20 protein-coding genes are annotated in these 23,794 nt (G+C 67.4%); 4 read left to right on the top strand and 16 right to left on the bottom strand.

Annotated features, from left to right (window positions below; translation table 11 throughout):
- Window positions 1–34: 34 nt before the first annotated feature.
- Window positions 35–478 (top strand): hypothetical protein, encoded by a 444-nt coding sequence (locus AC3WMU_RS26855; RefSeq protein WP_492283204.1) that lies wholly within the window; start codon window positions 35–37, stop codon window positions 476–478.
- Window positions 479–504: 26 nt separating this feature from the next.
- On the opposite strand, the gene AC3WMU_RS26850 is transcribed toward AC3WMU_RS26855, so the two are convergent.
- On the bottom strand, window positions 505–1,740 hold the full coding sequence (locus AC3WMU_RS26850) for an MFS transporter (protein ID WP_424626139.1): 1,236 nt from the start codon (window positions 1,738–1,740) through the stop codon (window positions 505–507).
- A 198-nt stretch (window positions 1,741–1,938) separates the two neighbouring features.
- Between AC3WMU_RS26850 and AC3WMU_RS26845 the strand changes: the two genes are divergently transcribed.
- Window positions 1,939–2,886, top strand: a complete 948-nt coding sequence (locus AC3WMU_RS26845) for a LysR family transcriptional regulator (RefSeq protein ID WP_492283203.1) — start codon at window positions 1,939–1,941, stop codon at window positions 2,884–2,886.
- A gap of 12 nt (window positions 2,887–2,898) precedes the next feature.
- Here AC3WMU_RS26845 and AC3WMU_RS26840 read toward each other — a convergent pair whose 3' ends face one another.
- The 13 genes from AC3WMU_RS26840 to AC3WMU_RS26780 all read right to left on the bottom strand — a co-directional run bounded on the left by AC3WMU_RS26840 (window position 2,899) and on the right by AC3WMU_RS26780 (window position 20,311).
- Window positions 2,899–3,915, bottom strand: coding sequence for a Bug family tripartite tricarboxylate transporter substrate binding protein (locus tag AC3WMU_RS26840; protein WP_035213714.1), 1,017 nt, complete (start codon window positions 3,913–3,915; stop codon window positions 2,899–2,901).
- A 38-nt stretch (window positions 3,916–3,953) separates the two neighbouring features.
- The gene (locus AC3WMU_RS26835; protein ID WP_492283202.1) at window positions 3,954–5,186 is read right to left on the bottom strand and encodes a CaiB/BaiF CoA transferase family protein; all 1,233 of its coding nucleotides are present in this window, start codon (window positions 5,184–5,186) and stop codon (window positions 3,954–3,956) included.
- Window positions 5,187–5,225: 39 nt separating this feature from the next.
- On the bottom strand, window positions 5,226–5,804 hold the full coding sequence (locus tag AC3WMU_RS26830) for a UGSC family (seleno)protein (RefSeq protein WP_424626142.1): 579 nt from the start codon (window positions 5,802–5,804) through the stop codon (window positions 5,226–5,228).
- A 35-nt stretch (window positions 5,805–5,839) separates the two neighbouring features.
- Window positions 5,840–6,952 (bottom strand): hypothetical protein, encoded by a 1,113-nt coding sequence (locus AC3WMU_RS26825; RefSeq protein ID WP_492283201.1) that lies wholly within the window; start codon window positions 6,950–6,952, stop codon window positions 5,840–5,842.
- Window positions 6,953–7,121: 169 nt separating this feature from the next.
- A complete protein-coding gene (locus AC3WMU_RS26820) occupies window positions 7,122–8,666 on the bottom strand; it encodes a TolC family protein (protein WP_006226108.1) in 1,545 nt (514 codons plus the stop codon).
- Window positions 8,653–10,704, bottom strand: a complete 2,052-nt coding sequence (locus AC3WMU_RS26815) for an FUSC family protein (RefSeq protein ID WP_492283200.1) — start codon at window positions 10,702–10,704, stop codon at window positions 8,653–8,655. Before AC3WMU_RS26815 ends, AC3WMU_RS26820 begins: the two co-directional genes overlap by 14 nt.
- Window positions 10,685–11,734, bottom strand: a complete 1,050-nt coding sequence (gene mdtN, locus AC3WMU_RS26810) for a multidrug transporter subunit MdtN (protein WP_492283199.1) — start codon at window positions 11,732–11,734, stop codon at window positions 10,685–10,687. The genes AC3WMU_RS26815 and mdtN overlap by 20 nt, the downstream gene beginning before the upstream one ends.
- A 4-nt stretch (window positions 11,735–11,738) precedes the next feature.
- Window positions 11,739–11,978, bottom strand: coding sequence for a hypothetical protein (locus AC3WMU_RS26805; RefSeq protein ID WP_492283198.1), 240 nt, complete (start codon window positions 11,976–11,978; stop codon window positions 11,739–11,741).
- 125 nt (window positions 11,979–12,103) lie between these two features.
- Window positions 12,104–14,128, bottom strand: coding sequence for an acetyl/propionyl/methylcrotonyl-CoA carboxylase subunit alpha (locus AC3WMU_RS26800; RefSeq protein WP_492283197.1), 2,025 nt, complete (start codon window positions 14,126–14,128; stop codon window positions 12,104–12,106).
- Between the two features lie 61 nt (window positions 14,129–14,189).
- A complete protein-coding gene (locus AC3WMU_RS26795) occupies window positions 14,190–15,797 on the bottom strand; it encodes a carboxyl transferase domain-containing protein (protein WP_006226113.1) in 1,608 nt (535 codons plus the stop codon).
- 217 nt (window positions 15,798–16,014) lie between these two features.
- The gene (locus AC3WMU_RS26790; RefSeq protein ID WP_006226114.1) at window positions 16,015–17,196 is read right to left on the bottom strand and encodes an acetyl-CoA C-acetyltransferase; all 1,182 of its coding nucleotides are present in this window, start codon (window positions 17,194–17,196) and stop codon (window positions 16,015–16,017) included.
- Between the two features lie 2 nt (window positions 17,197–17,198).
- Window positions 17,199–19,112: a bifunctional isocitrate dehydrogenase kinase/phosphatase gene (gene aceK, locus AC3WMU_RS26785; RefSeq protein ID WP_492283196.1), complete on the bottom strand. Its 1,914-nt coding sequence runs from the start codon at window positions 19,110–19,112 to the stop codon at window positions 17,199–17,201.
- 20 nt (window positions 19,113–19,132) lie between these two features.
- Window positions 19,133–20,311, bottom strand: coding sequence for an isovaleryl-CoA dehydrogenase (locus AC3WMU_RS26780; protein ID WP_169272777.1), 1,179 nt, complete (start codon window positions 20,309–20,311; stop codon window positions 19,133–19,135).
- Window positions 20,312–20,559: 248 nt separating this feature from the next.
- On the opposite strand from AC3WMU_RS26780, the gene AC3WMU_RS26775 reads away from it, so the two are divergent.
- The gene (locus tag AC3WMU_RS26775) at window positions 20,560–21,738 is read left to right on the top strand and encodes a M20 aminoacylase family protein (protein ID WP_006226117.1); all 1,179 of its coding nucleotides are present in this window, start codon (window positions 20,560–20,562) and stop codon (window positions 21,736–21,738) included.
- Between the two features lie 75 nt (window positions 21,739–21,813).
- A complete protein-coding gene (locus tag AC3WMU_RS26770; RefSeq protein WP_006226118.1) occupies window positions 21,814–22,785 on the top strand; it encodes a Bug family tripartite tricarboxylate transporter substrate binding protein in 972 nt (323 codons plus the stop codon).
- Window positions 22,786–23,031: 246 nt separating this feature from the next.
- Here the strand turns inward: AC3WMU_RS26770 and AC3WMU_RS26765 are convergent, their stop codons facing one another.
- Both AC3WMU_RS26765 and AC3WMU_RS26760 read right to left on the bottom strand, forming a co-directional pair.
- Entirely contained in the window at window positions 23,032–23,364 is a 333-nt protein-coding gene (locus AC3WMU_RS26765; RefSeq protein ID WP_492283195.1) for a YnfA family protein, read from the bottom strand.
- Between the two features lie 9 nt (window positions 23,365–23,373).
- On the bottom strand, window positions 23,374–23,754 hold the full coding sequence (locus AC3WMU_RS26760; protein WP_006226120.1) for a MerR family transcriptional regulator: 381 nt from the start codon (window positions 23,752–23,754) through the stop codon (window positions 23,374–23,376).
- Between the last annotated feature and the right edge of the window lie 40 nt (window positions 23,755–23,794).

Below are 23,794 nucleotides of genomic sequence, written 5' to 3'. Positions count from 1 at the left end.
TTGCGTACGGGAATTGCCTGGATTGGACATCACCATGCTGATCCTGCTTGTCGTGGTGGGATTCGGCTTCCTGTTGCTGGGGGTGTATCTGCTGGTCCGTCGACGGCCTGGCCTGGGCGAGCCTCCGACGGAGGCGGGGACTGAAAAGTACCGTTTGAAGGGTCCCGTTGGTCTTTTCCTGATAGCGCTGGCAATTGCGCTGTGGGGACTGACGTATTGGCAGCTGAACAGTCGATTCGCCCCGGACGCGGAAGCCTTCTCCGGCGCGCCCCGCACACTAGGCGCTATCGCTGACGGGCTGCGCCGCAACTCGAACGCGGATATTCAGTTGAATGGCGACGCGGACACCGTCCTTATTTCACAACCGGTGAGCGGCGCTTGCGCCACCGCGTTGCTGGACAACCTGTGCGACAAATACGCGGGCACGCTCACGTGCAGCAAACAAGGCAATCGAAGGGTGATCGAGCGCACCCGTTGAGCAAACGAATGCGCAAGACACCCGCCTCAGGTGGGCGCGGTCTCGCTTCCATGCAGCGTTCTGAGCTTTCTCAATTCCGGGAACCACCGCATCCACAATCCCGCCACGGCGATCGTGCCCAGGCCGCCGATCACCACCGCCGGCACGGCCCCGAACAGTTCGGCCGTCACGCCGGACTCGAACTCGCCCAACTGGTTGGACGCGCCGATGAACAAGGTGTTCACGGCGCTGACCCGGCCCAGCATGTGGTCAGGCGTATTCAATTGCACCAGCGATGAACGCACCACGACGCTGATCGAGTCCGCGGCGCCCAGCACGACCAGCGCGGCGACCGACAGCGGAATCGAGGTCGACAGGCCGAACACGGTGGTCGCCAGCCCGAACAGGATCAGCGACCCGAACAGCAGGCGCCCCACGTTTTCACCCAGGCTCAGCCGTGCCAGCGTCAGCGACATCAACGCCGCGCCGCAGGCAGGCGCCGCGCGCAAGGCGCCCAGCGCCCACGGACCTGCATTCAGGATGTCTTTGGCGAAGATGGGCAGCAAGGCCGTCGCTCCGCCCAGCAGCACGGCAAACAGATCCAGCGACAAGGTGCCCAGCAGCAGCCGGCGCTGGAAGATGAAGGTGATGCCGGCGAACAGCGTGCGCCAGGTGGTCGGCTCTTTGCGCGGCGGGGCGCGTTCTATGACTAGCGTGGCGATGGACGCGAAGGCGGTCAGGTACAGCGCTGCCGCCACGCAATAGATCCACCCTGCTCCCAATCCGTAGCCGATGCCGCCCAGCGCGGGGCCGGCGATCTGCGCGATCTGGCCGCCGGAAGACGCCAAGGCGGTGGCGCGCGGCAGCCACTCGCGGGGCACCACCGCGGGTATCAGCGTGGACAAGGTGGGCGCTTCAAAGGCGCGCGCCGAACTCATGATGATGATGGTGGCGTAGATCAGGGTCTTACCGCCCACGCCGTGCAGCGCTGCGATCGCCAGCACCAGCGTGGCCAGGGTTTCCAGCGCCATGCAGATGGCGACGATCTTGCGGCGGTCGTAGCGGTCGGCCACGTGGCCCACGACCAGCGTCAGCGCGGCCATGGGCAGGAACTGCGCCAGGCCGATCAGCCCCAGGTCGATCGCGCTGCCCGACAACGCATAGATCTGCCAGCCGACGGCGACCGAGACGATCTGGAAGGCCAGCGACGCGCTGACGCGCGCGAACAGGAAGTGCAGGAATGGGGGACGGGAAAGCGGACTGGGGGAGTCGGGGGCGGGCATGAGGGCGTGCGGGGATGCGGGGCTGGCGCGGGTCGCACCGGAAGTTGCATTCTAGGGACAATTGGCTGACGGGAAGCTAAGAAACTTTCCGCCTGCCGGCTGACCCCTTCATCCGGTTATGAACTTATGCCTGTCGCAGCACTGCGCTACTTATAATTCCGTTTGACGCATCAGTCACCCAGACAAAGGCATCCATCGATGGTCACGCTTCCCGATTTGAGCTCGCGCGAACTCCAGGCCATCTGCATGGTTGCCGAGTGCGGCAGCTTCGTCGCTGCCGCGCTGACGTTGAACATCTCTCAGCCTGCGCTTACCCGCACGGTGCAGCGGGTGGAGAAGGCCGTCGGCGTCGAACTGTTCCATCGTTCCACGCGCCGGGTCGAGACGACGGCGGCGGGCCAGGAGTTCGTGTCGCTGGCCAACCGCGTTCTGGCCGACCTGCGCATCGCGTTCGAGAACATGCGCGAGATCTCCGACGAGCAGCGCGGCCGCAGCATCGTGTCCGCGGTGATGTCGGTGGCGTACACGCAACTGCCGGGCATCGTGGCCCGATACCGCGAATCGCGGCCCCGTATCGAACTGCAGATCCGCGAGGGCGTGCACGGCACGGTGCTGGATGACGTGCGTAGCGGCGTGGCCGACATGGGCATTACGTACGTCGACGAGGTGCCCGACGAATTCTCGGTGGTGTCGTTGGGCCGCGAAGCCTTTCATGTGGTGATGCCGCGCCACCATCCGTTGTCTGCCGAAGCCGGCGTGACGCTGGAGCAGTTGGCGCCGTACGCGCTGGTTTCGCTGCCCAGGGAGGCGCAGACGCGCCGCCTGATCGACAGCTACGCCTCGATCGCGGCCGTGCCGCTGCGGCACGCGGTCACCGTGAGCCAGTTCGCCACCGTCATGCAATGCGTGTGGGCTGGCGTAGGCATCGCCATCGTGCCGGGCGGGGCCGTGCCCGCGGCGTTGAGTGCGGACCTGGTGGCGCGGCCGCTGGTCAAGCCTGCGCTAAGCCAGGCCATCGGCGTGGTGTTCCTCAAGGAACGGGGCCTTACCCCCAGCGCCAGTGGCTTCCTGGCGCAGTTGCGCAGCGACTGGGTACAAGTCGTCCCGCCGGCGCGCGCCCGCCGCGTGCGCCGCGGCGGGGCCTAGCGGCCACCGCGCTTATTGCAGCCGGATCCCGGCAAGCTGCACGATGTCGGCATAGCGCTTCGCTTCCGTGCGGCAATAGGCGTCGAAGTGTTCCGGCGTATCGCCGACGGGCATGGCTTGCGCGTCGGTCAGGCGCGCGCGCACTTCCGGTTGCCGCAGAACATCGTTGACGGCCTGGTACAGGCTGGCGACCAGGGCCGACGGCGTTTGCGCCGGCGCCCACATCCCGTACCAAGTGGTGAGGTTGACGGTGGGATAGTTCAGTTCGGCGAACGTGGGCACTTCCGGCAGCGCCGCCACGCGCGTGTCCGAGGTGACCGCCAGCGCGCGCAGCTTGCCGCCCTTGACCAGGCTGATCGAGGACGGCATTGAATCCAGCATGTAGGTGACCTGGCCGCCGATCACATCGGTCAGCGCCGGCGCGCTGCCCTTGTACGGGATATGCGTGGCGTCCAGCTTCGCAGCCGCCTTGAACACTTCACCGGCCAGGTGGCCGGGCGTGCCGTTGCTGGACGATGCGAAGTTGTGCCGGCCCGGCTGGGACCGCACCAGCGCCACCAGTTCGGCTACCGACTGTACGGGTGAATTGGCGCTGACCACCAATTGGATCGGCGTCGAGGCCAGGTTGGTGATGCCGCGGAAATCCTTGAGCGGGTCATGCGCCATGTTGGCGTACAACGCGGGATTCACCAGTTGGCCCGACACGTTGACCAGCAGCACATAGCCGTCCGGCGCCGCCTTGGCCACCATGTCGGCGCCGATCATGCCGCTGGCGCCGGGCCGGTTGTCGATGACCACCGATTGCCCCAGCTTGTCGGCCAAGGCCGCTGCGACGATGCGGCCGACGATATCGGTGGGGCCACCCGGCGGATAAGGGATGACGACGCGCAACGGCTTGGACGGGTAACCGGACGCCGCCAGCGCCTGCGCGCCGGTCGTCAGGGACCCCAGGGCGGCGCCGGCTGCACCGATCAACAACCGCCTTCTCACGACGCTGCGCGGCGCGCCGGCTCGGGTGAATGGTTCCATGGTTTGTCTCCCTTGTGTCTTTCTTGTGTTGGCACATCTCAGGATCCGACCGCGATCGCACCATTGCGCCGCAGTTCGTCAAGCCTCTGCGGTTCCAGCCCCAGCATGTCCCGCAAGACGGTTTCCGTGTGGGCGCCCAGCACAGGCGGCGCGCTGCGGTACGCCACGGGCGTCGCAGAAAGATGCAGCGGGTTGCCGACCAGGTCGGTGCAACCGGCCTGCGCATCGGGCATCGGCACGCGCATGCCGCGCTGCAGGACTTGCGGGTCGGCGAAGACGTCGGCCATCCCGTTGATCGGCCCGCAAGGCACGGCCAACGCTTCCAGCGTGCGCAGCCAGTGCGCGCTGGAATGCTGCGCCATCTGCGCCTGGATTTGCGGGATCAGGGTTTCACGCGAGGCCAGGCGCGCGGTGTTGGTGGCATAGCGCGCGTCGTCAGCCAGCTCGGGGCGGCCGATGGCGCCGCAGAACCGCCGGAATTGCCCGTCGTTGCCCACGGTGACGATGACGTGGCCGTCGCGGGTGGCGAAGTCCTGGTAGGGCACGATGTTGGGATGCGCGTTGCCCAGGCGATCGGGTGCGTTGCCGCTGGCCAGGTAGTTCATGGCCTGATTGGCCAGCGCGGCCACTTGCACGTCCAGCAACGCCACGTCGATGTGCTGGCCTGCTCCGGTGCGGTCGCGATGCGCCAGCGCCGCCTGGATGCCGGCGGTGGCGTACAGGCCCGTCAGGATGTCGGTCAGCGCCACGCCCACCTTCAGCGGGCCGGCCCCGGGTTCGCCGTCGCCGCGGCCGGTGATGCTCATCAGGCCGCCCATGCCCTGGATCAGGAAGTCGTAGCCGGGCCGCGCGGCGTAGGGGCCGGTCTGGCCGAAGCCGGTGATGGAGCAGTACACCAGGCCCGGGTGGCGCGCTTTAAGCGTGGCGTAGTCCAGGCCGTAGGCTTGCAGCCCGCCGACCTTGAAGTTCTCGATCAGCACATCGCACTGCGCCGCCAGCGCCGCGACGAGCCGCTGGCCGTCGTCCGTGGCGATATCGACGGCGACCGACTTCTTGTTGCGGTTGGCGCCGGCGAAATAGGCGGATTGCGCCACCTCGCCCCACTGCGGGTCGCGGATCCACGGCGGCCCCCAGCCGCGGGTGTCGTCGCCCACGCCGGGCCGTTCGATCTTGATGACCTCCGCGCCCAGATCGGCCAGCAGCTGGCTGGCCCAGGGGCCGGCCAGCACGCGTGAAAGGTCCAGCACCCGCAAGTGCGACAGTGCGCCCATCTTCCCCTCCCCCATTGTCGCCGCGGCGCGGCGGCGCTGTTACTGCAGTTCCACGCGCACCTGCAGCGGCGCCTTGGTGCCCAGCCATACCTGCTGCGCCTGTTCCTTGATCTGGGCGACGCGCTGCGCCACTTCCTCGGCCGTGATGGAGCTGACCGGATGGGCGATCACGACGGGTTCCAACGCTTTCATGCCCACAGCCTGGCGGGTCAGTTCGGTTTCGCGCGCGAACTCGGTGGTGATGATCACCGCACTGGGCACGCCCAGCCGCTCCAGCGCAATGGAGTCGCGCACGCAGGCCGAGCAGCATGAGCCGCAGTCGCCGATGGCGGTCAGCACGACGTCGTTCTCGGCCGCGATGCGCTCGATCAGCTCGGGCGCGGCATCCTTGGAGAAGCTGTGTTTGACGTAGTAGTTCACCTGGGCGAAATCGATGTCCTCGCCCAAGGCCGCGGCCGCGCCGCGCAGCAGCTTGTTGGCGTTCCACTTGGAGTTGTCGAGGATGCCCAGCCGCAGCCCGGCCAAGGCTTTCTTGCGCGCCGAAACCGGCGCATCGGTAAAGCGCAGCGCGCCGCGCGGGTCGAACACCGCGACTTTTTCCCCATCATTCATCAGCATGTCCTGGCTCCTGGTTGTGGTGCGGGCGCGCCGCGTCAAATGGCGCACGCGCCGCTTGTGCAATCGCCGCTGTCCGCGCTTGCGCCGTCAATCGCGCGCAGCACCGGCGTGCTCATGTGCCCCCAGCCGGGGATCAGCACGGAAAAGCGGCCGGCTTCGCCGCCCATCACGAACATATGGATGTGGTCGGGGCTGTGCACGATGGGAATGCGCGTGTCGTCTTCGCGCTTGTAGTACTTGGGCAGGTTGCGGTTGTAGACCTTGCCGTAGCGGTGGCCGTAGGCCAGGTCGATGAAGCGGTTACCGTGGTTGACGTACAGGTAGTTGCGTACATCCGCGCGCGACCAGCCGTGCTTGCCGATGGTCTGCGCGTGCTCAAGGCCCAGCACCACGGCGATGTGGCCGCCTAGCACGGCGCTGTTGGACGCGATGGTGCTCATGGCCGAGCACATCGTGTCCAGGATGCCTTCGGGGTCGTTCGAGATGTGGTTGGTCACGCTGTGCGGCGCTTCGGCCGCCATCGCGAAGACGGTCGAGTCCTCGGCCTTGTAGCCGTGCTCGACGTGATACGGCGCCAGGGGGCTTTGCAGCTCGTTCTCGCACACGCAGTAGGTGTATTTGCCGGGGTGGCCCAGCGTGCTCTTGTCCAGGTCGCCGGGCCATCCGCCGCCCACGTTGAGCATGATGAGGCGCAGCGCGCGGCCGATGGTGGCGTTGGCGCGGTTGCCGGAACCGAATGCGTTGACGCCGCCATTCATGCCGATTTCGCGGGCGATCGGCCCGTTGACGATCAGCAAGGGTGCGGCCACGTGCGTGGTGGCCTGTACGCCGTTCAGGTTGAACGCCTGGTCGGTCACCGCCTTGACGGCGGCCAGCACCACCGGCGCGTACTCCGCTTTGCAGCCAGCCATCACCATGTTGATGGCGAGCACTTCACGCGTCAGTTCGCCCCAGCGCGGCGCCACACGGGCTTCGACGAAATCGCCGTCACCGCCCAGCCGCGCGATGACCTCGTCGATCTTTTCCCGGGTCGGCGGCACGACCGGCAACCCGTCGGTGAACCCGCGCTCGTAGTAATACTCGACCAGGTCCACCCCGGCGGGCACCATGGCGGCAGGCGACGCCGTCGTTTGCAGAACCGCGCTCATCAGAATCTCCTCGTGGCTGTCGGATGACGTTGCAACGAGGATAGAAGTCCCCTGTCATTGATAACAAGAACAATCTATTTCGATAATTGATTGCGTAAAACGCATAAATGGCCTTGGTCGCAAAGCCTGCGGTGGGCGCACCGAGGCCTCGCGGGCCCCGGTGCCGGGCCTAGCGTTCGTCCAGCAGGGATACCCGTCCCGTGGCCACGGCAAGCACGGCAGCGGCCGACCGCGCGTTGGCGATGCTGTCCGCGTAGGCGTTCTGCGCAATCAGCATCTGGCTTTGCGCCAGCGTGGCGTCGGTCAACGAGCCCACGCCGTTCTTGTAGGCGGCCAGGGCGGCGTCGTAGGTTGTGCGCGACGCCTTGAGCAGTGCGGTGGCGGCTTCGTTGGCGGCCATGCCGGAACGCAGCGCGTTGCGCGCGGCGACGATCTGGCGTGTGGCCTCCTGTTTGGCGCGGCTTAGCCGTTCGCCGGCGCTGGCCGCGTCGTTCTGCGCCTGCATCCGCAAGGCCGTGCGCATGCCGCCGTCATACAAAGGCAGCGTGACGCCCAGGAAGATATTGGACCCGGAGCGGCTGCCGTTCAGGTTGACGGTGGCGGCCTGCTGACCGATGGCGGGCACCGCCGTGATGGACGAGCGCCCGGAGGTATGCGAGGTTGCCGCCGATACGAAGACCTTGGGCAGGAAATCCGCGTCGGCCGCGCGCGCCTTGGCTTGCTCGGCCTGTTCTGCGGCATAGGCGGCCAGTACGTCCGGGCGGCGTGCCAGCGCGTCGGTGATGATCTGTTCGACCGGTTGCGCCAGGTCGGGCGGCAGCGGCGTGCCGGGCATTGCGGCGATGCGCGGCCTGGCCAGCGGCGAGATGCCCATGGCGGTGATGAGCCCAAGATAGGCGTCTTCCTCGGCGCCTTCGGCGGTCACGGCGGCCAGTCTGGCCTGTTCCCGGTTTTGCGTCGCCTGGGCAACTTCCACCACGGTGCCCTGGCCCTGCTTGTAGCGGGCGCGGGCGGCGTCCAGCAGCGTTCCGGCGTTGGCCAGGCCCTGCCGCGCATTGACGGTGCGGGTGCGTGACGCGATATAGGCGTGATAGGCGACGCTGACTTCCTGCACAACCAGCTGGTGGGTCGCGGTCAGCGCGACGCCGCTGGCGATGGTGGCCTGTTCCGCCGCTTGCACGCGCGCCTCGCGGCCGCCGAAATCGAACAGCAGCCATTGCAACGCCAGCACGGACACGGTGCCGTGGGCGTTGCTGTCGCTGGATGTGCCCAGTCCGATGTCGCTCTGGCCATGGCCGCGCTGCCAGCCCGTCATGGCCGTGGCGGCAAGGTGCGGCAGGTACACGCTCTTGGTGATACCGGTGGCCAGTGCCGCGTTGCGCGCGGCATTCCAGGCGATGCGGGTCCGCGGGTTGGCCGATTGCGCCAGGTCAATGAGTTCAGCCAGCGCGTAATCGTGATCGGGGTCGATGCCGGGGTCTTGCGGCAGGGCCCCGGCCACCGTGTTGGCGGGCAGGGTGTAGCGGGCGTCCGGGCGGTCCGGCTGCGCCGGGCCCGACACGATGGCGCCGTTGGCGTCGACCGGCGGGATCCAGGGTCGGTCGGCCCTGGGCGGCGCCAGGTCCAGCGATGAGGCGGCGCAGCCGGCAAGGCCCAGCACCAGTACCGGGAGGCACAGGCGGGCGGGCAGGCGCGGCGTCTTAGGCAGAAGCATGGGCCGGGGATTCCTTGGTGTCTCGGGCGCGCTGGCGGGCGGCGGCCTGCCGCGAGGTCCGCGCGTCGATCATGTGGAGCAGCGCTTGCAGGGAGGGGTCGCCTTGCTGGGCCGAGGTTGCCGCCGGAGGCGGGGGCACGTCGGCGTCGGCCCCGGTCGCTGGATCAGACCCGGCCTGGCTCGACGCGGCATCAGGGCTTGCCGCCTGCGCCGGGCCGACGCGGCCCAGACGGTCCAGTTGGGCCCGCAGTGCCGGATCGCTGGGAGCGCGGCCCGCCGCCACGACCAGCGGCGCCGCGGCTGCCGACAAGGCGGCCAGCGCATCGCGCCGGGCGTCCAGCCAGGCTTGGCCGGGACGCACCCACGAAGGCTCGGCACTTGCCAGCGCCAGGCTGTACTGGGCCTCGCGGCCAGCCGCCAGCGCCTCGGCGGCCAAGGCATGGCGCCGGGGCCCGCCCGCCGCGACCGCGCGCCATTGTTCGCGCAGCGCCGCCAAGGCCCGATCCGCCTGCGGGCCGATGCTGACGGGCCAGACGCGGGTGAACATCAGGTACACCACCGCGTTGCCCAGCAGGATGCCGATGGTGCGGTCACGGGCGATGGTCAAGTCGAAACCGGGACCGGGGCCCTGGATGACGCACAGGAAAAAAGCGAAGGCGATCTGGAAGCCGGCATAGGCGATGGCGGGTGGCCCCACCGCGATCCAGGCCGACAGCGCCGCCGCCGCGGATACCAGCGCCAGCAGCGCGGCGACGGAATCCATGTGCGGCACGACGAAGACGATCGCCGCCGTGCCTGCCACCGCGCCGATCACGCAGCCGGCCAGCCGCAGGCGCAACTTCTGCACGGTCTCACCGGCGGTGCCCAGCGAAACGATGTAGCAGGTGATGACGGCGGTGTGGATGCCGGGCCAGTCCAGCAGCGTGTACAGCAGATAGCAGAACATGGCTGCACCGGTGGTCTTGAGCGCATAGGCCACATGTTCCGGATTGCTGCGGGCGTCGGGCAGGAAGAAACCGGCCTTGGGCTTGGCGGCGGCGTCCTCTTCCGGCGTCTCTGCTTCGGCAGGCGGCACGGCGAAGTGCTTGATGGCGTCGCACAGTTGCCCGCAGGCCACGCGTGCGGCCGGCGCCAGGGCCACCGCCGGCAGCGGGTCCGGTTCGATATCGACGGGATAGCCGCCCTGCTCCAGCATCGCCGCCATCTCGTCCAGCGTGCGGGCGAGCGGCTGGGCGAGTTCGCCGGGCAGCCCCGGGCCGTCCGCGTCGCGCAGCACGTCGATGGCAAGCAGGATGGCGATACTGGAGGCCGCGGCCTGGCCCAGCGCAGCGGCGTCGTGGCGCGTGGTGGTGCCTTCCACGACCGACAGCTTGAGCCAGGTCAGGATCTGCTTATTGCCGTCCTGCAAGGCCTGGCCAAACGCCGGCTCCGCGTCCTTGCCTTCGCGCAGCCGTCTTGCGCCCAGCCGCAGCCGGCGCGCCAGGCTGGCGCAGGCGAGCCGGCGCGGCGACGGCGCGGCCACGACGCTGACGATGATGGCCAGGCCGACCGGGATCGCCACCATGAGCCACGCGTACAGCAGGATGCGCGTGCTGGCCTCGCCAATCGGAACGCGGCCCATCTGGTCCAGCCCGAAGCCGACGACCATCGCGATGATGGCGCCCACCGGGCGCAGCTTGCTGGCGGATGTCAGGTAGAGCAGGCCGGCCGACAGTACGGCCATGGCGGAAACCCGCAGCAGCGGGTAGTCGATGCTGGCCTGGGTCACAAGCAGGACCAGGCCGATCACCAGCGTGACCAGCACCAGCATGGCGCCCGCCAGCACGGCGTTGGTGACGCGGTCCGGCCGGATCAGGAAGAACACGATGTAGACGGACAAGGCGGCTTCGGGCGTGCCGTAGGCGCTGGCGACCAGCGCGGTGAGCGCGCAGATGACGGTCACGCGCAAGGTCATCTCGGCCCGGCCAAGGAACGGCGCGAGCCACTGCCTCAGCTCGCTCCAGCGCGGAAAGCCGGCGTCAGCGGCAGGCCGGCCCATGGCGGACCTCGATCATGGCGCTTGCGCCCATGCGCACCAGCTTTTGCGGCGGTTCCTCGATCTCGACGCGCACGGGAAAGCGCTGCGCCACCCGCACCCAGTTCACCGAACGCTGCACCAGCGGCAGGGCGTGCGGCACGTTGATGCGTTCGCCGTCGAGCACGCCGGCGCCGATGCCTATCACCTTGCCCCGCATCGCCTGCGAGCGGTCGATCATCGAATAGACGGTGGCGCAATCGCCTTCGCTGATGCGGGCCAGGTCGGTCTCGCGGAAGTTGGCGACTGCGAACCATTCGTCGGACGCCACCAGCGTGAACAGGGACTGGCCGGGCGCCACGGTTTCGCCGGACAGCACGCCAAGGCCAGTCACATAGCCGTCGTGGGGCGCCCGCACGACCGTTTCGCCTAGCGAGTGGCGCGCACGCGCCAGAGCCGCTTGCCTGGCCTGTACGGCGGCCTGGGCCTCGGCCTCGTCGCCAATGGTGCTGGCGGCGGCCGCCTGTTGCTGCTGCGCCTGCTTGAGAGAGACTTCGGCGTCGCGCAGCGCGACCTGGGACTGGTCGTACTGCTGGGTCGGGACGTAGCCCTGTGCCGCCAGCGGCGCCAGCCGCTTCACGGTGCGCGCGGCCAGCGCGTGGTTGGCCTCGGCCCGGCGCAGCTGTTCGTCGGCCACGCTGGAGTTGGCGCGCTCGACAATCAGCGCACGGCGCCGGGTTTCCAGCGAGGCCTGGGCCATGGCGAGGTCGGCCTCGGCCTGCCGGACGGTCAGTCGATACGGTTCAGGGTCGATTTCGAACAGCGTATCGCCCTTGGTCACGTGCTGGTTTTCCTTGACGGGCAATGAGACCAGGCGGCCGCCGACGGGCGTGGCGACGTGGACAAGATCGGCGTCGATGGTGGCGTCGTCGGTGGCCGGGTAGTGCGAAGATCGATACGCGGCGTAGCCCAGCGCCGCGATGCCGATGGCGATGATAGCCAGCGCGATCAGGTGGCCGCGCGCGACGGGGGTGGAGGTGCCGGCGAGTTTCATGGAGTCACCTTGTTCCCAGCGCCCAGATCAGCACCGCGACGGTCAAACCGATCGCACTGCAGACGGACAGTTGCAGCGGCACCTTGCGGTTCCAGCCGGTGGCGACGAAGACGCGGTGGGCAACCAGCGCTGCCGCGACGCCGACCAGTCCGGCCATCAGCCACCGGGGGAAATACGCGCCGAAGATGATGTAGGACGGCGCGCCGCCGAAGCTGCATGCCTGCAGGGCCAGGGCCGCAGTCATGGCAACGGCAACGCGAAGGAACGTCGGCAGTCTAGGCATGGCGTGTGGGCACGGTCGCCTGTGTCGGAATACTGCCGCCGAGGATAGCACTGCAAGACGGCGGCCGTCCCCAGGGCTACCCCTTCCTATTCGATCGACACCAGTTCCGCGCCTTCGGTGACCTGGTCGCCTACGCCGTAGAACACTTCCCCGACGCGGCCGTCCGCCGGCGCCGAGATCGTATGCTCCATCTTCATGGCTTCCATGACCAGAAGCGGCTGGCCCTTTTCGACCGTGTCGCCCGCCTTGACGGAGATCGAGATAATTTTGCCGGGCATGGGCGCGGTCAGGCCGCCGCCGTGTTCGCCCTGCGTGTCCTGGGCGTGCGCCAAGGGGTCGTAGAGTTCCAGCACGTGCACGCCGCCTTCGCCGAAGACGTGGGCGCGGTCGGCATGCAGAACGACCGTACCGGCGTTCTCATGGCCTGCCAGCGTGATGCGCAGGCCGTAGGCCAGGTTGGGGTTGGCGCTGGCATGCGAACGCCACAGGAACGGTTGCGGGCCCGAGCCGGCATCGAGCGTCCAGGCGCCGCCTTGGCGGGCGACGGTCACGCGGCGCGTCTCGCCGTTGTCCACCCACTGCAGATGGCGCTGGTACTGGTTGCCCAGGCGCCAGCCGTCGCGCGCGTCCCAGGGGTCGGACGGCCCCTTGCCGGCGGTATGCAGGCCGGGTTGGGCCAGGCCCTGGCGCACCAGCACGGCGGCCGAGGCCAGCGCCAGCGTGGCGGTGCTTGCGGCCTGCGGTTCCGGCAGCAGCGTGGCGCGCTGGCGCTCGATCAGGCCCGTGTCCAGGTCTGCGGCGGCAAAGGCGCTGTCTTGCATCAGGCGCGACAGGAACGCCACATTGGTCTGCACGCCCACGGCCTGCGTCTGGGCCAGCGCCTGGAGCATGCGGGCGCGCGCCTGGTCGCGGTCGGCGCCGTGCACGATCAGCTTGGCGATCATGGGGTCGTAGAAGGGGGTGATCGTGTCGCCCGTGCGCACGCCGCCGTCCACGCGGACGTCGCCGTTGGCAAACGCGGTGTGCGGCGGCAGGCCCAGGTAGGCCAGCGTGCCGATCGACGGCAGGAAGCCCTTTTCGGGGTTCTCGGCGTAGATGCGGGCCTCGATGGCGTGGCCATTGATGCGCAGGTCTTCCTGACGCGCCGGCAGCGGCTGGCCGGCGGCCACGCGCAACTGCCATTCGACCAGGTCGTGGCCCGTGATCATTTCGGTGACCGGGTGCTCCACCTGCAGGCGCGTGTTCATTTCCATGAAGTAGAAGCGGCCATCCGGCTCGGAGATGAACTCCACGGTGCCCGCGCCCACGTAGCCCACGGCGCGCGCGGCGGCCACGGCGGCTTCGCCCATGGCGCGGCGGCGTTCTTCCGTCATGCCGGGCGCCGGCGCTTCTTCGATCACCTTCTGGTGGCGGCGCTGCACCGAGCAGTCGCGTTCGAAGAGGTAGACGCAGTTGCCGTGCGTGTCCGCGAATACCTGGATTTCGATGTGGCGCGGCTTTTGCAGATAACGCTCGATCAGCACGCGGTCGTCGCCGAAGCTGGAGGCGGCTTCGCGTTGGCAGGACGCCAGCGCATCCAGGAACGCGCCCGACGATTCCACCACGCGCATGCCCTTGCCGCCGCCGCCGGCGCTGGCCTTGATCAGCACTGGATAGCCGATGCCGTCAGCCTGGGTCTTCAGGAATTGCGGGTCCTGGTTGTCGCCGTGATAGCCCGGCACCAGCGGCACACCCGCTTTCTCCATCAGCGACTTGGCGGCGGACTTGCTGCCCATGGCGGCGATGGCGGACGCCGGCGGGCCGACGAACGAGATGCCCGCCTTTTCTGCGGCTTCGGCGAACGCTTCGTTTTCCGACAGGAAGCCGTAGCCCGGGTGGATCGCGCCCGCGCCGGTGTCGATCGCGGCCTGCAGGATGGCGTCGGCGCGCAGGTAGCTGGCGCGCGGTTCCGGTCCGCCGATGTGCACGGCCTGATCGCAGGCGGCCACGTGGCGCGCGTCGGCGTCCGCGTCCGAATAGACGGCGACGGTGCGGATGCCCATACGGCGGGCGGTGGCGGCGACGCGGCAGGCGATCTCTCCGCGGTTGGCAATCAGCAAAGTGTCGAACATGGATGTCATCCTGGCTGTAATTCTTCTTGAACTGCGGTGCTGCGGGGCAAGGGCGTACGCCCTACATCCGGAACACGCCGAACTTCGTGTCTTCAATAGGCGCGTTCAGCGCGGCCGACAAGGCCAGGCCCAGCACGCGGCGCGTATCGGCCGGCGCGATGATGCCGTCGTCCCACAGGCGCGCCGTGGCGTAGTAAGGATGGCCCTCATGTTCGTACTGTTCGCGGATGGGCGCCTTGAAGGCGGCTTCTTCATCGGCCGACCATTTCCCGCCGCGCGCTTCGATGCCATCGCGCTTGACCGTGGCCAGCACGCTTGCGGCCTGTTCGCCGCCCATCACCGAGATGCGGGCGTTGGGCCACATGAACAGCATGCGGGGCGAATAGGCGCGGCCGCACATGCCGTAGTTGCCGGCGCCGAACGAGCCGCCGATCAGCACGGTGAACTTCGGCACGGCGGCGGTCGCCACCGCCGTCACCATCTTTGCGCCGTGGCGCGCGATGCCTTCGTTCTCGTATTTGCGGCCCACCATGAAGCCGGTGATGTTTTGCAGGAACACCAGCGGGATCTTGCGCTGCGCGCACAGTTCGATGAAGTGCGCGCCCTTTTGCGCGGACTCGGAAAACAGGATGCCGTTGTTGGCGACGATGCCGACAGGCATGCCCTGGATGTGGGCAAAGCCGGTCACCAGCGTGGGGCCGAAACGCGCCTTGAATTCGTCGAATTCGGACCCGTCCACGATGCGCGCGATGACCTCGCGCACGTCGTAGGGCTTGCGCGTATCGGCGGGGATGATGCCGTTTAACTCGCTGGGATCGAAGCGCGGTTCGCGCACGGGAATCGTGGCCAGCGGCGCGGGTTTCTTGCGGTTCAGGCGGGCCACGGCGTTACGCGCCAGTTGCAGCGCATGCATGTCGTTGGCGGCCAGGTGGTCCACCACGCCAGACAGGCGCGTGTGCACGTCGCCGCCGCCCAGGTCTTCGGCGCTGACTTCTTCGCCCGTGGCGGCCTTCACCAGCGGCGGGCCCCCCAGGAAGATGGTGCCCTGGTTCTTCACGATGATGGATTCATCGCTCATGGCGGGCACGTAGGCGCCGCCGGCGGTGCACGACCCCATCACCACGGCGATCTGCGAAATGCCCTGCGCGGACATCTGCGCCTGGTTGTAGAAGATGCGGCCGAAGTGTTCGCGGTCGGGGAACACTTCGTCTTGCTGCGGCAGGTTGGCGCCGCCCGAGTCCACCAGGTACACGCAAGGCAGATGGTTCTGCGCGGCGATCTCTTGCGCGCGCAGGTGCTTCTTGACCGTCATCGGGTAGTACGTGCCGCCCTTGACCGTGGCGTCGTTGCAGACGATGACGCATTCAGTGCCCGACACGCGGCCGATGCCGGTGATGACGCCTGCGCCCGGCGCGTCGCCGTCGTACATGTCGTGGGCCGCCATCGGCGACAGTTCCAGGAACGGGGTGCCCGGATCGATCAGGTTCTCGACGCGGTCGCGCGGCAGCAGCTTGCCACGCGCCACGTGCTTGGCGCGCGCGGCTTCGCTTCCGCCCAGCGCGGTTTGCGCCAGCTTCTGATTCAGATCATCCAACTGCGCCTGCATGGCACGCGCGTTGTCGGTGAAGTCCTGCGACCGCGGATTGATGCGGGATTCGATGATGGGCATGGGGTTCCACCCGTCCTGCTTGATTGGAATTTGAAGGCGCTCGTAGAGCGGGTTGTCTCGCTGCCCGGTTGGTCCGGGCATTCTTGTCGATGTGGGTTTTCGTTGCGCCTTTTCCGATCTGGCCCGCGACCGACCCGTCGCGTCCGGTGGCCATGAGAGAAAAGGCGCAGCGAAAAACCACGGGAAGGCGGACGCCTGTCCGCCTTCCCGCGTGTCGTCAGACCATCTCGATCGCCATCGCGACGGCTTCACCGCCGCCGATGCACAGCGTGGCGACGCCGCGCTTGCCGCCGGTCTTGCGCAGCGCGCCGACCAGCGTGGCCATCAGGCGGGCGCCCGATGCGCCGATCGGGTGGCCCAGGGCGGTGGCGCCGCCGTTGACGTTGACCTTGTCATGCGGCAGCTTGAAGTCGGTCATGGCGGCCATGGTGACCACCGCGAAGGCTTCGTTGATCTCGTACAGGTCCACGTCCTCGGCTTTCCAGCCGGTCTTGGCGAACAGGTTCTTCAACGCGCCCACGGGGGCGGTCGTGAACCAGCCCGGCTCTTGCGAGTGCTGGCTGTGGGCCACGATGCGGGCCAGCGGCTTGACGCCGAGTTTCTCGGCGGTGGAGGCACGCATCAGCACCATGGCGGCGGCGCCGTCAGAGATCGACGACGAGTTCGCGGCGGTGATGGTGCCGTCTTTCTTGAACGCGGGCTTGAGCGTGGGGATCTTTTCCGGCATGGCCTTGGTGGGAGCTTCGTCGGTGTCGATCACGGTGTCGCCCTTGCGGCCGGCGACCGTCACGGGGGCGATTTCCCACTTGAAGCTGCCGTCTTCGGTAGCGGCGCGGGCGCGGCGCAGCGATTCCAGCGAGAACGCATCCTGCTGCTCGCGCGTGAACTCGTACTTGGCGGCGCAGTCTTCGGCGAACACGCCCATGGCCTTGCCCTTGTCGTAGGCGTCTTCCAGGCCGTCCAGCGCCATGTGGTCATACACGGTGTTGTGGCCGAAACGGTAGCCCTGGCGCGCCTTCAACAGCAGGTAGGGCGCGTTGCTCATGCTTTCCTGGCCGCCTGCGACGACGACTTCTGCGCTGCCGGCCGCCAGCAGGTCATGGCCGAACATGGCGGCCTTCAGGCCCGAACCGCACACCTTGTGGATCGTGGTGCACGCTACGCCCAGCGGCAGGCCGGCGCCCAGCGCCGCTTGACGCGCGGGCGCCTGGCCTTGGCCGGCTTGCAGCACGTTGCCCATGATGACTTCGTCGACTTGCTCAGGCTTGATGCCAGCGCGTTCGATGGCGGCCTTGATGGCGACTGCGCCCAACTCGTGCGCGGCCAGGCCGGACAGGCTGCCCAGCATGCCGCCCATGGGCGTGCGGGCGATGGAAACGATAACAATGGGATCTGACATGACTAGCTCCTGTGAGGGTCGGGACAGCGTCTGGGTATCGGCACTGCGCGGTTGCCCGAAGGGCGTTCCGGACGCAGGCGTCTGTCCGTATCGTAAGGGAAAAATTCTTCAATCCGGCCCTGCGCCACCTGGGCGCGGCAGGCCTGCCACCAATCCGGTTCCAGCAGGTCGGCGTGGTGGCGCATGAAGGCGCCGCGCACGCGCGCGTCGCCAAGCAGGAAGCGGCCGAATTCTTCGGGGAATACGTCGTTCGGTCCAATGGCGTACCAGGGTTCGGACGCCATTTCCGCTTCTTCGTTGGGGGCCGGCGGAATGCGCCGGAAGTTCATTTCGGTCATGCGCTGGATTTCGTCGTAGTCATAAAAGACGACCCGGCCCAACCGCGTCACGCCGAAGTTCTTGTAAAGCATGTCGCCGGGGAAGATATTGGCGGCGGCCAGCTGCCGGATCGCGTCGCCGTACTCGCGCACGGCGGGGTCCAGCAGCGCGTCGGACGCCTGGCGCAGATAGATGTTCAGCGGCGTCATCCGCCGTTCGATGTAGACATGGCGGATGACGACCGTGTCCCCGGATTCTTCGATCAGGCTGGGCACCAGACGGCGTAGTTCGTCCAGCAAGGCGGGCGCGAAACGGCTGCGCGGCAGCGCCACCTGCGAATACTCCCAGGTGTCGGCCATGCGGCCCACGCGGTCGTGCAGCTTCACCATCTGGTATTTGCGGCGCACGGTGGCGTGGTCCATGCCGTCTTTGTCGATGCGGTCCTTGATCAGCTTGAACACGTACGGGTAGGACGGCAACGTGAATACGCACATCACCATGCCCTTGATGCCGGGCGCGATGTCGAAGGCGTCGCGCGAGTGGGCAAGGTGGTGCAGGAAGTCGCGATAGAACAGCGTCTTGCCCTGCTTTTGCAGGCCGATCATGGTGTAGAGCTCGGCCTTGGGCTTGCGCGGCAGAAGCGTCGCCAGGAAGTTCACGACGGCGGCCGGCGTTTCCATGTCCACCAGGAAATAGGCGCGCGTGAAGCTGAACAGCGTGCTCAGGTCGTCCGCGCCCAGCAGCAGCGCGTCCAGCGTCACCTGCCCCGCCGGATTGCGCGTGAGCGCCACGGCGAAGGGGTAGACGGTGGTCTGGTTGATCAGGCGGCCGACGATGTAGGCGCCCTTGTTGCGAAAGAACAGCGAGCCCAGCGCATGGATCTGGCAATCGCTGGCGATGCGCCGTCCCACGTGGCGCGGCAACAGCGTGCGCAACTGCGCGACCGCGGCCCGCGCAAGCATCCGGGTGTCGCGCGGCAGGTCTTCGAACGGCAGCGCCAGGCCGAAGTCTGCCACCATGCGGATCAGGCTTTTTTCCAGGCCGTCGGTGGCCGGATAGTACACGCGGTAGGACGGCGTGCTGCTGTCCAGGTAGTCGGTTGCAACCGCCGGACGCACGAAGAGGAAATCGTTGTGGAAATAGTCGCGATGCAGCAGCCGGCACGACACCGAATTGAAGAAGGTCTCGGCGCATTCCGGCTGGCGGTGGTCGCCCAGCAGACCGACGAATTCCTGCTTGATCTGCTGCCAGTAGGCCGTCTGGGCGTCGGTCAGGGCCGGCGCCGCTGCGCCATTGCCTCCGTTGCCGTTGAGGCTTGCCGCGCCCAGCGCGCCCTCGGGGCGGCCGCGCAGCACGCCTTCCAATTGGGTGGCGCATTCGCGCACCCGCATGTCGTAGTACTCGATGCGTTCGCGCGACAGGTGCTGGATGCCGTGCCAGTCGCCGGATTCGAACAGGGCCTTGGCGCGCTGCGCGCTGTAGCGAAACAGCGCGTAGTGGCGGTCGAACCCCGCCAGGATCAGCCGCGCGACGTCCAGCGGCGAGGGCCCCGGGGCGGGGGCCTGCTCGATATGCTGGACATCGGACATGCGGATCATGATGGGGTCCGGACGGCGGATCAGGCCGTTTCGTTGAACAGTTCGCGGCCGATCAGCATGCGGCGGATTTCGCTGGTGCCGGCGCCGATCTCGTACAGCTTGGCGTCGCGCCACAGGCGGCCCACCGGGTATTCGTTGATGTAGCCGTTGCCGCCCAGGATCTGCACGCCTTCGCCCGCCATCCAGGTGGCTTTTTCAGCCGTGTACAGGATCAGTGCGGCGCAGTCCTTGCGGACTTGGCGCACGTGCTCGGTGCCCAATTTATCCAGGTTCTTGCCCACCTGGTAGCAGAAGGCGCGGCTGGCCTGCAGCGTGGTGTACAGGTCGGCCACCTTGCCCTGGATCAGCTGGAATTCGCCGATGGCCTGGCCGAACTGCTTGCGGTCGTGGATGTAGGGGACGACCACGTCCATCACCGCCTGCATGATGCCCAGCGGGCCGCCGGACAGCACGGCGCGTTCGTAGTCCAGGCCGCTCATCAGTACGCGGACGCCGCCGTTGACCTGGCCCAGCACGTTCTCTTCGGGAATCTCGCAGTCCTGGAACACGAGTTCGCCCGTGTGGCTGCCGCGCATGCCCAGCTTGTCGAGCTTTTGCGCAACCGAGAAGCCTTTGAAACCCTTTTCCACCAGGAAGGCGGTGATGCCGCGCTGGTGCGCTTCGGGATCGGTCTTGGCGTAGACGACCAGCGTGTCGGCGTCCGGGCCGTTGGTGATCCACATCTTGGTGCCGTTCAGCACGTAGCGGTCGCCCTTCTTTTCGGCGCGCAGCTTCATGCTGACGACGTCGGAACCGGCGCCCGGTTCGCTCATGGCCAAGGCGCCCACGTGTTCGCCCGAAATCAGCTTGGGCAGGTACTTGGCCTTCTGGGCCGCCGTGCCGTTGCGGTTGATCTGGTTCACGCACAGGTTGGAGTGCGCGCCGTAAGACAAGCCCACGGAGGCGCTGGCGCGCGAGATCTCTTCCATCACCACCATATGGGCCAGGTAGCCCATGTTGGCGCCGCCGTATTCCTCGTCGGCCGTCATGCCCAGCACGCCGAGTTCGCCGAATTTGCGCCAGAGGTCCATGGGGAACTGGTCGCTGCGATCGACTTCAGCCGCGCGGGGCGCGATCTCGGCCTGCGCGAAATTGCGCACGGCGTCGCGCAGCATGTCCAGGTCTTCGCCCAAGTCGAAGTTCAGGCCGGGAAGATTCATCGATGTCTCCGTGATAGTGGGTACTTACATTCTTATGGGCGCCTGCCATCGGCGCGATGCCGCCATCGGAGGGCTCATCATGCGCCGATCACGCATCGCTGCGCAATGATGCACCGCAAATATTACGTTTACGTAAACGTAAATTGGAGTCGGGTTATCCCTAGGAAATTGCATGTTTCCCAGCGAGCAACGCTGATTACTATTCGACCCTGTCCCTGAAATCCTGCGTCATTGCCTCGGAGTCTGCCGTGCTCGAACTATCCAATCTGGACGAAATTGTGGCGCTGCGGCGCGATATCCACATGCATCCCGAGCTCTGCTACGAAGAGCACCGGACAGCCAAGGTGGTGGCGGACACGCTGCGCAGCTGGGGCATCGAAACGCACACCGGCATCGCCAAGACCGGCGTAGTCGGGGTGATCAAGCACGGCACGTCGGACCGGGCAATCATGCTGCGCGCCGACATGGACGCCCTGCCCATGCAGGAAGAAAACCAGTTCGACCACCGGTCGCGCCACGACGGCAAGATGCACGGCTGTGGCCATGACGGCCACACCGCCATGCTGCTGGCGGCGGCCCGCCACCTGCAGACCGCGGGCGGTTTCGACGGCACGGTGTACCTGTGCTTCCAGCCGGCCGAGGAAGGCGGCGCGGGCGGACGCGCCATGATCCAGGACGGCCTGTTCACGCGCTTTCCCTGTGAAGCCGTGTTCGGCATGCACAACTGGCCGGGCCTGCCGGCGGGCTCGTTCGGCGTGTGCGCCGGCCCCATGATGGCGGCAGCCAACGGCTTCAAGATCACGGTCAAGGGCAAGGGCGGCCACGCCGCCGCGCCCCAGGATTGCGCCGACCCCGTGCCGGCGCTGTTCGCCATCGGCCAGTCGCTGCAGACCATCCTGACCCGCAGCAAGCGGCCGCTGGACGCCGCCGTGCTGTCCATCACGCAGGTGCAGGCGGGCGGCACCGTCATCAACGTCATTCCGAACACCGCCTGGCTGGGCGGTTCGGTGCGTGCCTACAGCACGGACGTGGTGGACCTGATCGAACGCCGCATGAAAGAGATCGCCGGCAACATCGCCGCCGCGCACGGCTGTGAGGCCGACGTGTTCTTCGAACGCCGCTACCCGGCGCTCGTCAACACCGTGGCCGAGACCGAGTTCTGCATGGGCGTCATGCGCGACGTGGTCGGCGAAGACCGCGCGCTGACCATCGAGCCCGCGATGGCCTCGGAAGATTTCGCGTTCCTGTTGCAGGAAAAGCCGGGCTGCTACGTGTTCCTGGGCAACGGCGACGGCGAGCACCGCATGGCCGGCCACGGCCTGGGCCCCTGCATGCTGCACAACGCCAGCTATGACTTCAATGATGCTTTGATTCCGGCGGGCGCGTCGTACTGGGTTCGCCTGGCGCAACGCTATCTGACGGCCTGACCGCCGCGCCTGCTTGATGTGTTTCCCGTTTCACGCTTTACCCAACGCAGTGCTACGCAACATCACTAGGACGATATGAAAAAGAAGACATTGCTGGTCAAGGCCGCGGGGGCGGCCCTGGCAATCGTGGCAAGCGGCGCCATGGCCCAAAGCTGGCCCGCCAAGCCCGTGACGCTGGTTGTGCCTTATACCGCCGGCGGCAGCGCCGACGCGATTGGGCGTCGCCTGGGCGACGTGCTGCGCAAGGAAGCCAACATCACCGTCATCGTTGAAAACAAGCCGGGCGCCGGCGCCTCCGTGGGCACGGATTTCGTCGCGCGCGCGCAGCCGGACGGCACCACCCTGCTGCTGGCTTCCACCAGCCCGCTGACGATCTTCCCGCATCTGGCCAAGACCAACTACGACCCGATGAAAGACCTGACGCCGGTGGCCAGCGTGGCCGTGGCGCCGGTCGCCATCGTGGCGACCAAGGCGTTGCCGGTGAAAGACTTCGCCGGCCTGGTCGAATATGCTCGCGCGCATCCCGAAGGCGTGCGCTACGGCACACCGGGCCAGGGTACCGTCGCCCACATCGGCATGGCCGCCGTCACCACGCAGACCAACACCAAGATGCTGCACGTGCCCTACCGCGGCAACAGCCAGGCGCTGACCGACGGGCTGGGCGGCGTGGTCGAACTGCTTGTCGTCAACAGCGACGTCGTGTTGCCGCACGTGGCCAGTGGCGCGCTGCGGCCGCTGGCCGTGATGGCCCCGCAACGCCTGGCCGCCTGGCCGGACGTTCCCACGATGGCCGAACTGAAGCTGCCGCAGGCGCAGTACTACTCCAACTTTGGCGTGTTCGCGCCCGCCAACCTGCCGCCGACGGTGTCGCAGCCGCTGCTGGCCGCGTTGAACAAGGCGGTTGCCAGCGCCGACTTCCAAGACCTGTTGGCCAAGTCCTACCTGCAGCCTGGCACGGCGTCGGGCGAGGCGTTCGCCAAGCAGGTGCAGGCCGAGTTCACGAACAACGCCCGCATCATCAAGGAAGGCAACATCAAGGCGGAGTGATCGGGATTCGCGGGTGGGTTGGCGGGCGCCGCGTGCTCCGCGCCGCCTATCGTTCCGCTCGGAATCGGACCGTAGGATGGGTGGAGCGCGAAAGACTGCGCGCCAGAACGTAAACCCCCAACGCGCGTAACCCATCAAGCAGCGGTTGTGTTGTGGCAGATCTTGCCAAGAAATAACCGTCGCCCGATGGGTTACGCGCGTTGGGCAGCTGTGTTCTTCCCACGAAGCGCTCGCGCTTCACCCATCCTACGCGCCCCGGGGGCCGAACATGATTACCAGCATGCCGGCCAGGCACAGGCCCACGCCGAGCCAGTCGCTTGCGCTGGGGCGCACGCCGTCGACGGCCCACAGCCACAGCAGCGCCATGCCGATGTACACGCCGCCATACGCGGCGTAGACCCGGCCGGATGCGGTCGGATGCAAGGTCAGCAGCCACGCGAACAGCGCCAGGCTGGCCGCGGCGGGTGCCAGCAGCCAGATGGAATGGCCCTTGCGCAGCCACAGATACGGGAGATAGCAGCCGACGATTTCGGCCAGCGCGGTCAGGATGAACAGCGCGACGGTCTGCAGGGCGCCCATGTCCGCGCCTTACGGCTTCTGCGCCAGCAGCGCGCGGCATTCGCGTTCTTGCTGGGCAATCTCTTGCAGGGTGTCTTCGATGTCGCGGCGCTGCTGCTCCAGCGTGGCGCGGTGCTGTTCCAGTACGCTCAGGTATTGGCGCAGCTGGACTTCGGTGTCCCCCGGACCGTCGTACATGTCGATCAGGGTCAGGATTTCGGACAGTTGCAGCCCCAGGCGCTTGCCGCGCAACGCCAGTTTCAGGCGCGTGCGGTCGCGCGGGCCGAAGATGCGGTTACGCCCCTCGCGCGCCGGGCTGACGATCCCCTGGTCTTCATAGAAGCGGATCGTGCGGGGCGTGACGTCGAACTCGCGGGAGAGTTCAGAGATGGTCCAGGTTGACGAGGGCATGCGACGTGTGGCAGTTTACGTAAACGTAAATTATGATGAC

The organism is Achromobacter sp. FW305-C-13, assembly GCF_058783475.1.
Note: the sequence above shows the minus strand (reverse complement) of the source record. Positions and strands in the feature narration are given on the sequence as shown.

Bases quoted from the DNA above. Each gene is read 5' to 3' on its own strand.
- AC3WMU_RS26825 (WP_492283201.1), bottom strand. From the start codon at position 6,952: ATGAGCGCGGTTCTGCAAACGACGGCGTCGCCTGCCGCCATGGTGCCC.
- aceK (WP_492283196.1), bottom strand. From the start codon at position 19,112: ATGATCCGCATGTCCGATGTCCAGCATATCGAGCAGGCCCCCGCCCCG.
- AC3WMU_RS26765 (WP_492283195.1), bottom strand. From the start codon at position 23,364: ATGGGCGCCCTGCAGACCGTCGCGCTGTTCATCCTGACCGCGCTGGCC.
- AC3WMU_RS26795 (WP_006226113.1), bottom strand. From the start codon at position 15,797: ATGCCCATCATCGAATCCCGCATCAATCCGCGGTCGCAGGACTTCACC.
- AC3WMU_RS26840 (WP_035213714.1), bottom strand. From the start codon at position 3,915: ATGGAACCATTCACCCGAGCCGGCGCGCCGCGCAGCGTCGTGAGAAGG.
- AC3WMU_RS26820 (WP_006226108.1), bottom strand. From the start codon at position 8,666: ATGCTTCTGCCTAAGACGCCGCGCCTGCCCGCCCGCCTGTGCCTCCCG.
- AC3WMU_RS26800 (WP_492283197.1), bottom strand. From the start codon at position 14,128: ATGTTCGACACTTTGCTGATTGCCAACCGCGGAGAGATCGCCTGCCGC.
- AC3WMU_RS26830 (WP_424626142.1), bottom strand. From the start codon at position 5,804: ATGCTGATGAATGATGGGGAAAAAGTCGCGGTGTTCGACCCGCGCGGC.
- AC3WMU_RS26805 (WP_492283198.1), bottom strand. From the start codon at position 11,978: ATGACTGCGGCCCTGGCCCTGCAGGCATGCAGCTTCGGCGGCGCGCCG.
- AC3WMU_RS26855 (WP_492283204.1), top strand. From the start codon at position 35: ATGCTGATCCTGCTTGTCGTGGTGGGATTCGGCTTCCTGTTGCTGGGG.
- AC3WMU_RS26850 (WP_424626139.1), bottom strand. From the start codon at position 1,740: ATGCCCGCCCCCGACTCCCCCAGTCCGCTTTCCCGTCCCCCATTCCTG.
- AC3WMU_RS26790 (WP_006226114.1), bottom strand. From the start codon at position 17,196: ATGTCAGATCCCATTGTTATCGTTTCCATCGCCCGCACGCCCATGGGC.
- AC3WMU_RS26780 (WP_169272777.1), bottom strand. From the start codon at position 20,311: ATGAATCTTCCCGGCCTGAACTTCGACTTGGGCGAAGACCTGGACATG.
- AC3WMU_RS26770 (WP_006226118.1), top strand. From the start codon at position 21,814: ATGAAAAAGAAGACATTGCTGGTCAAGGCCGCGGGGGCGGCCCTGGCA.
- AC3WMU_RS26845 (WP_492283203.1), top strand. From the start codon at position 1,939: ATGGTCACGCTTCCCGATTTGAGCTCGCGCGAACTCCAGGCCATCTGC.
- AC3WMU_RS26835 (WP_492283202.1), bottom strand. From the start codon at position 5,186: ATGGGCGCACTGTCGCACTTGCGGGTGCTGGACCTTTCACGCGTGCTG.
- AC3WMU_RS26815 (WP_492283200.1), bottom strand. From the start codon at position 10,704: ATGGGCCGGCCTGCCGCTGACGCCGGCTTTCCGCGCTGGAGCGAGCTG.
- AC3WMU_RS26760 (WP_006226120.1), bottom strand. From the start codon at position 23,754: ATGCCCTCGTCAACCTGGACCATCTCTGAACTCTCCCGCGAGTTCGAC.
- mdtN (WP_492283199.1), bottom strand. From the start codon at position 11,734: ATGAAACTCGCCGGCACCTCCACCCCCGTCGCGCGCGGCCACCTGATC.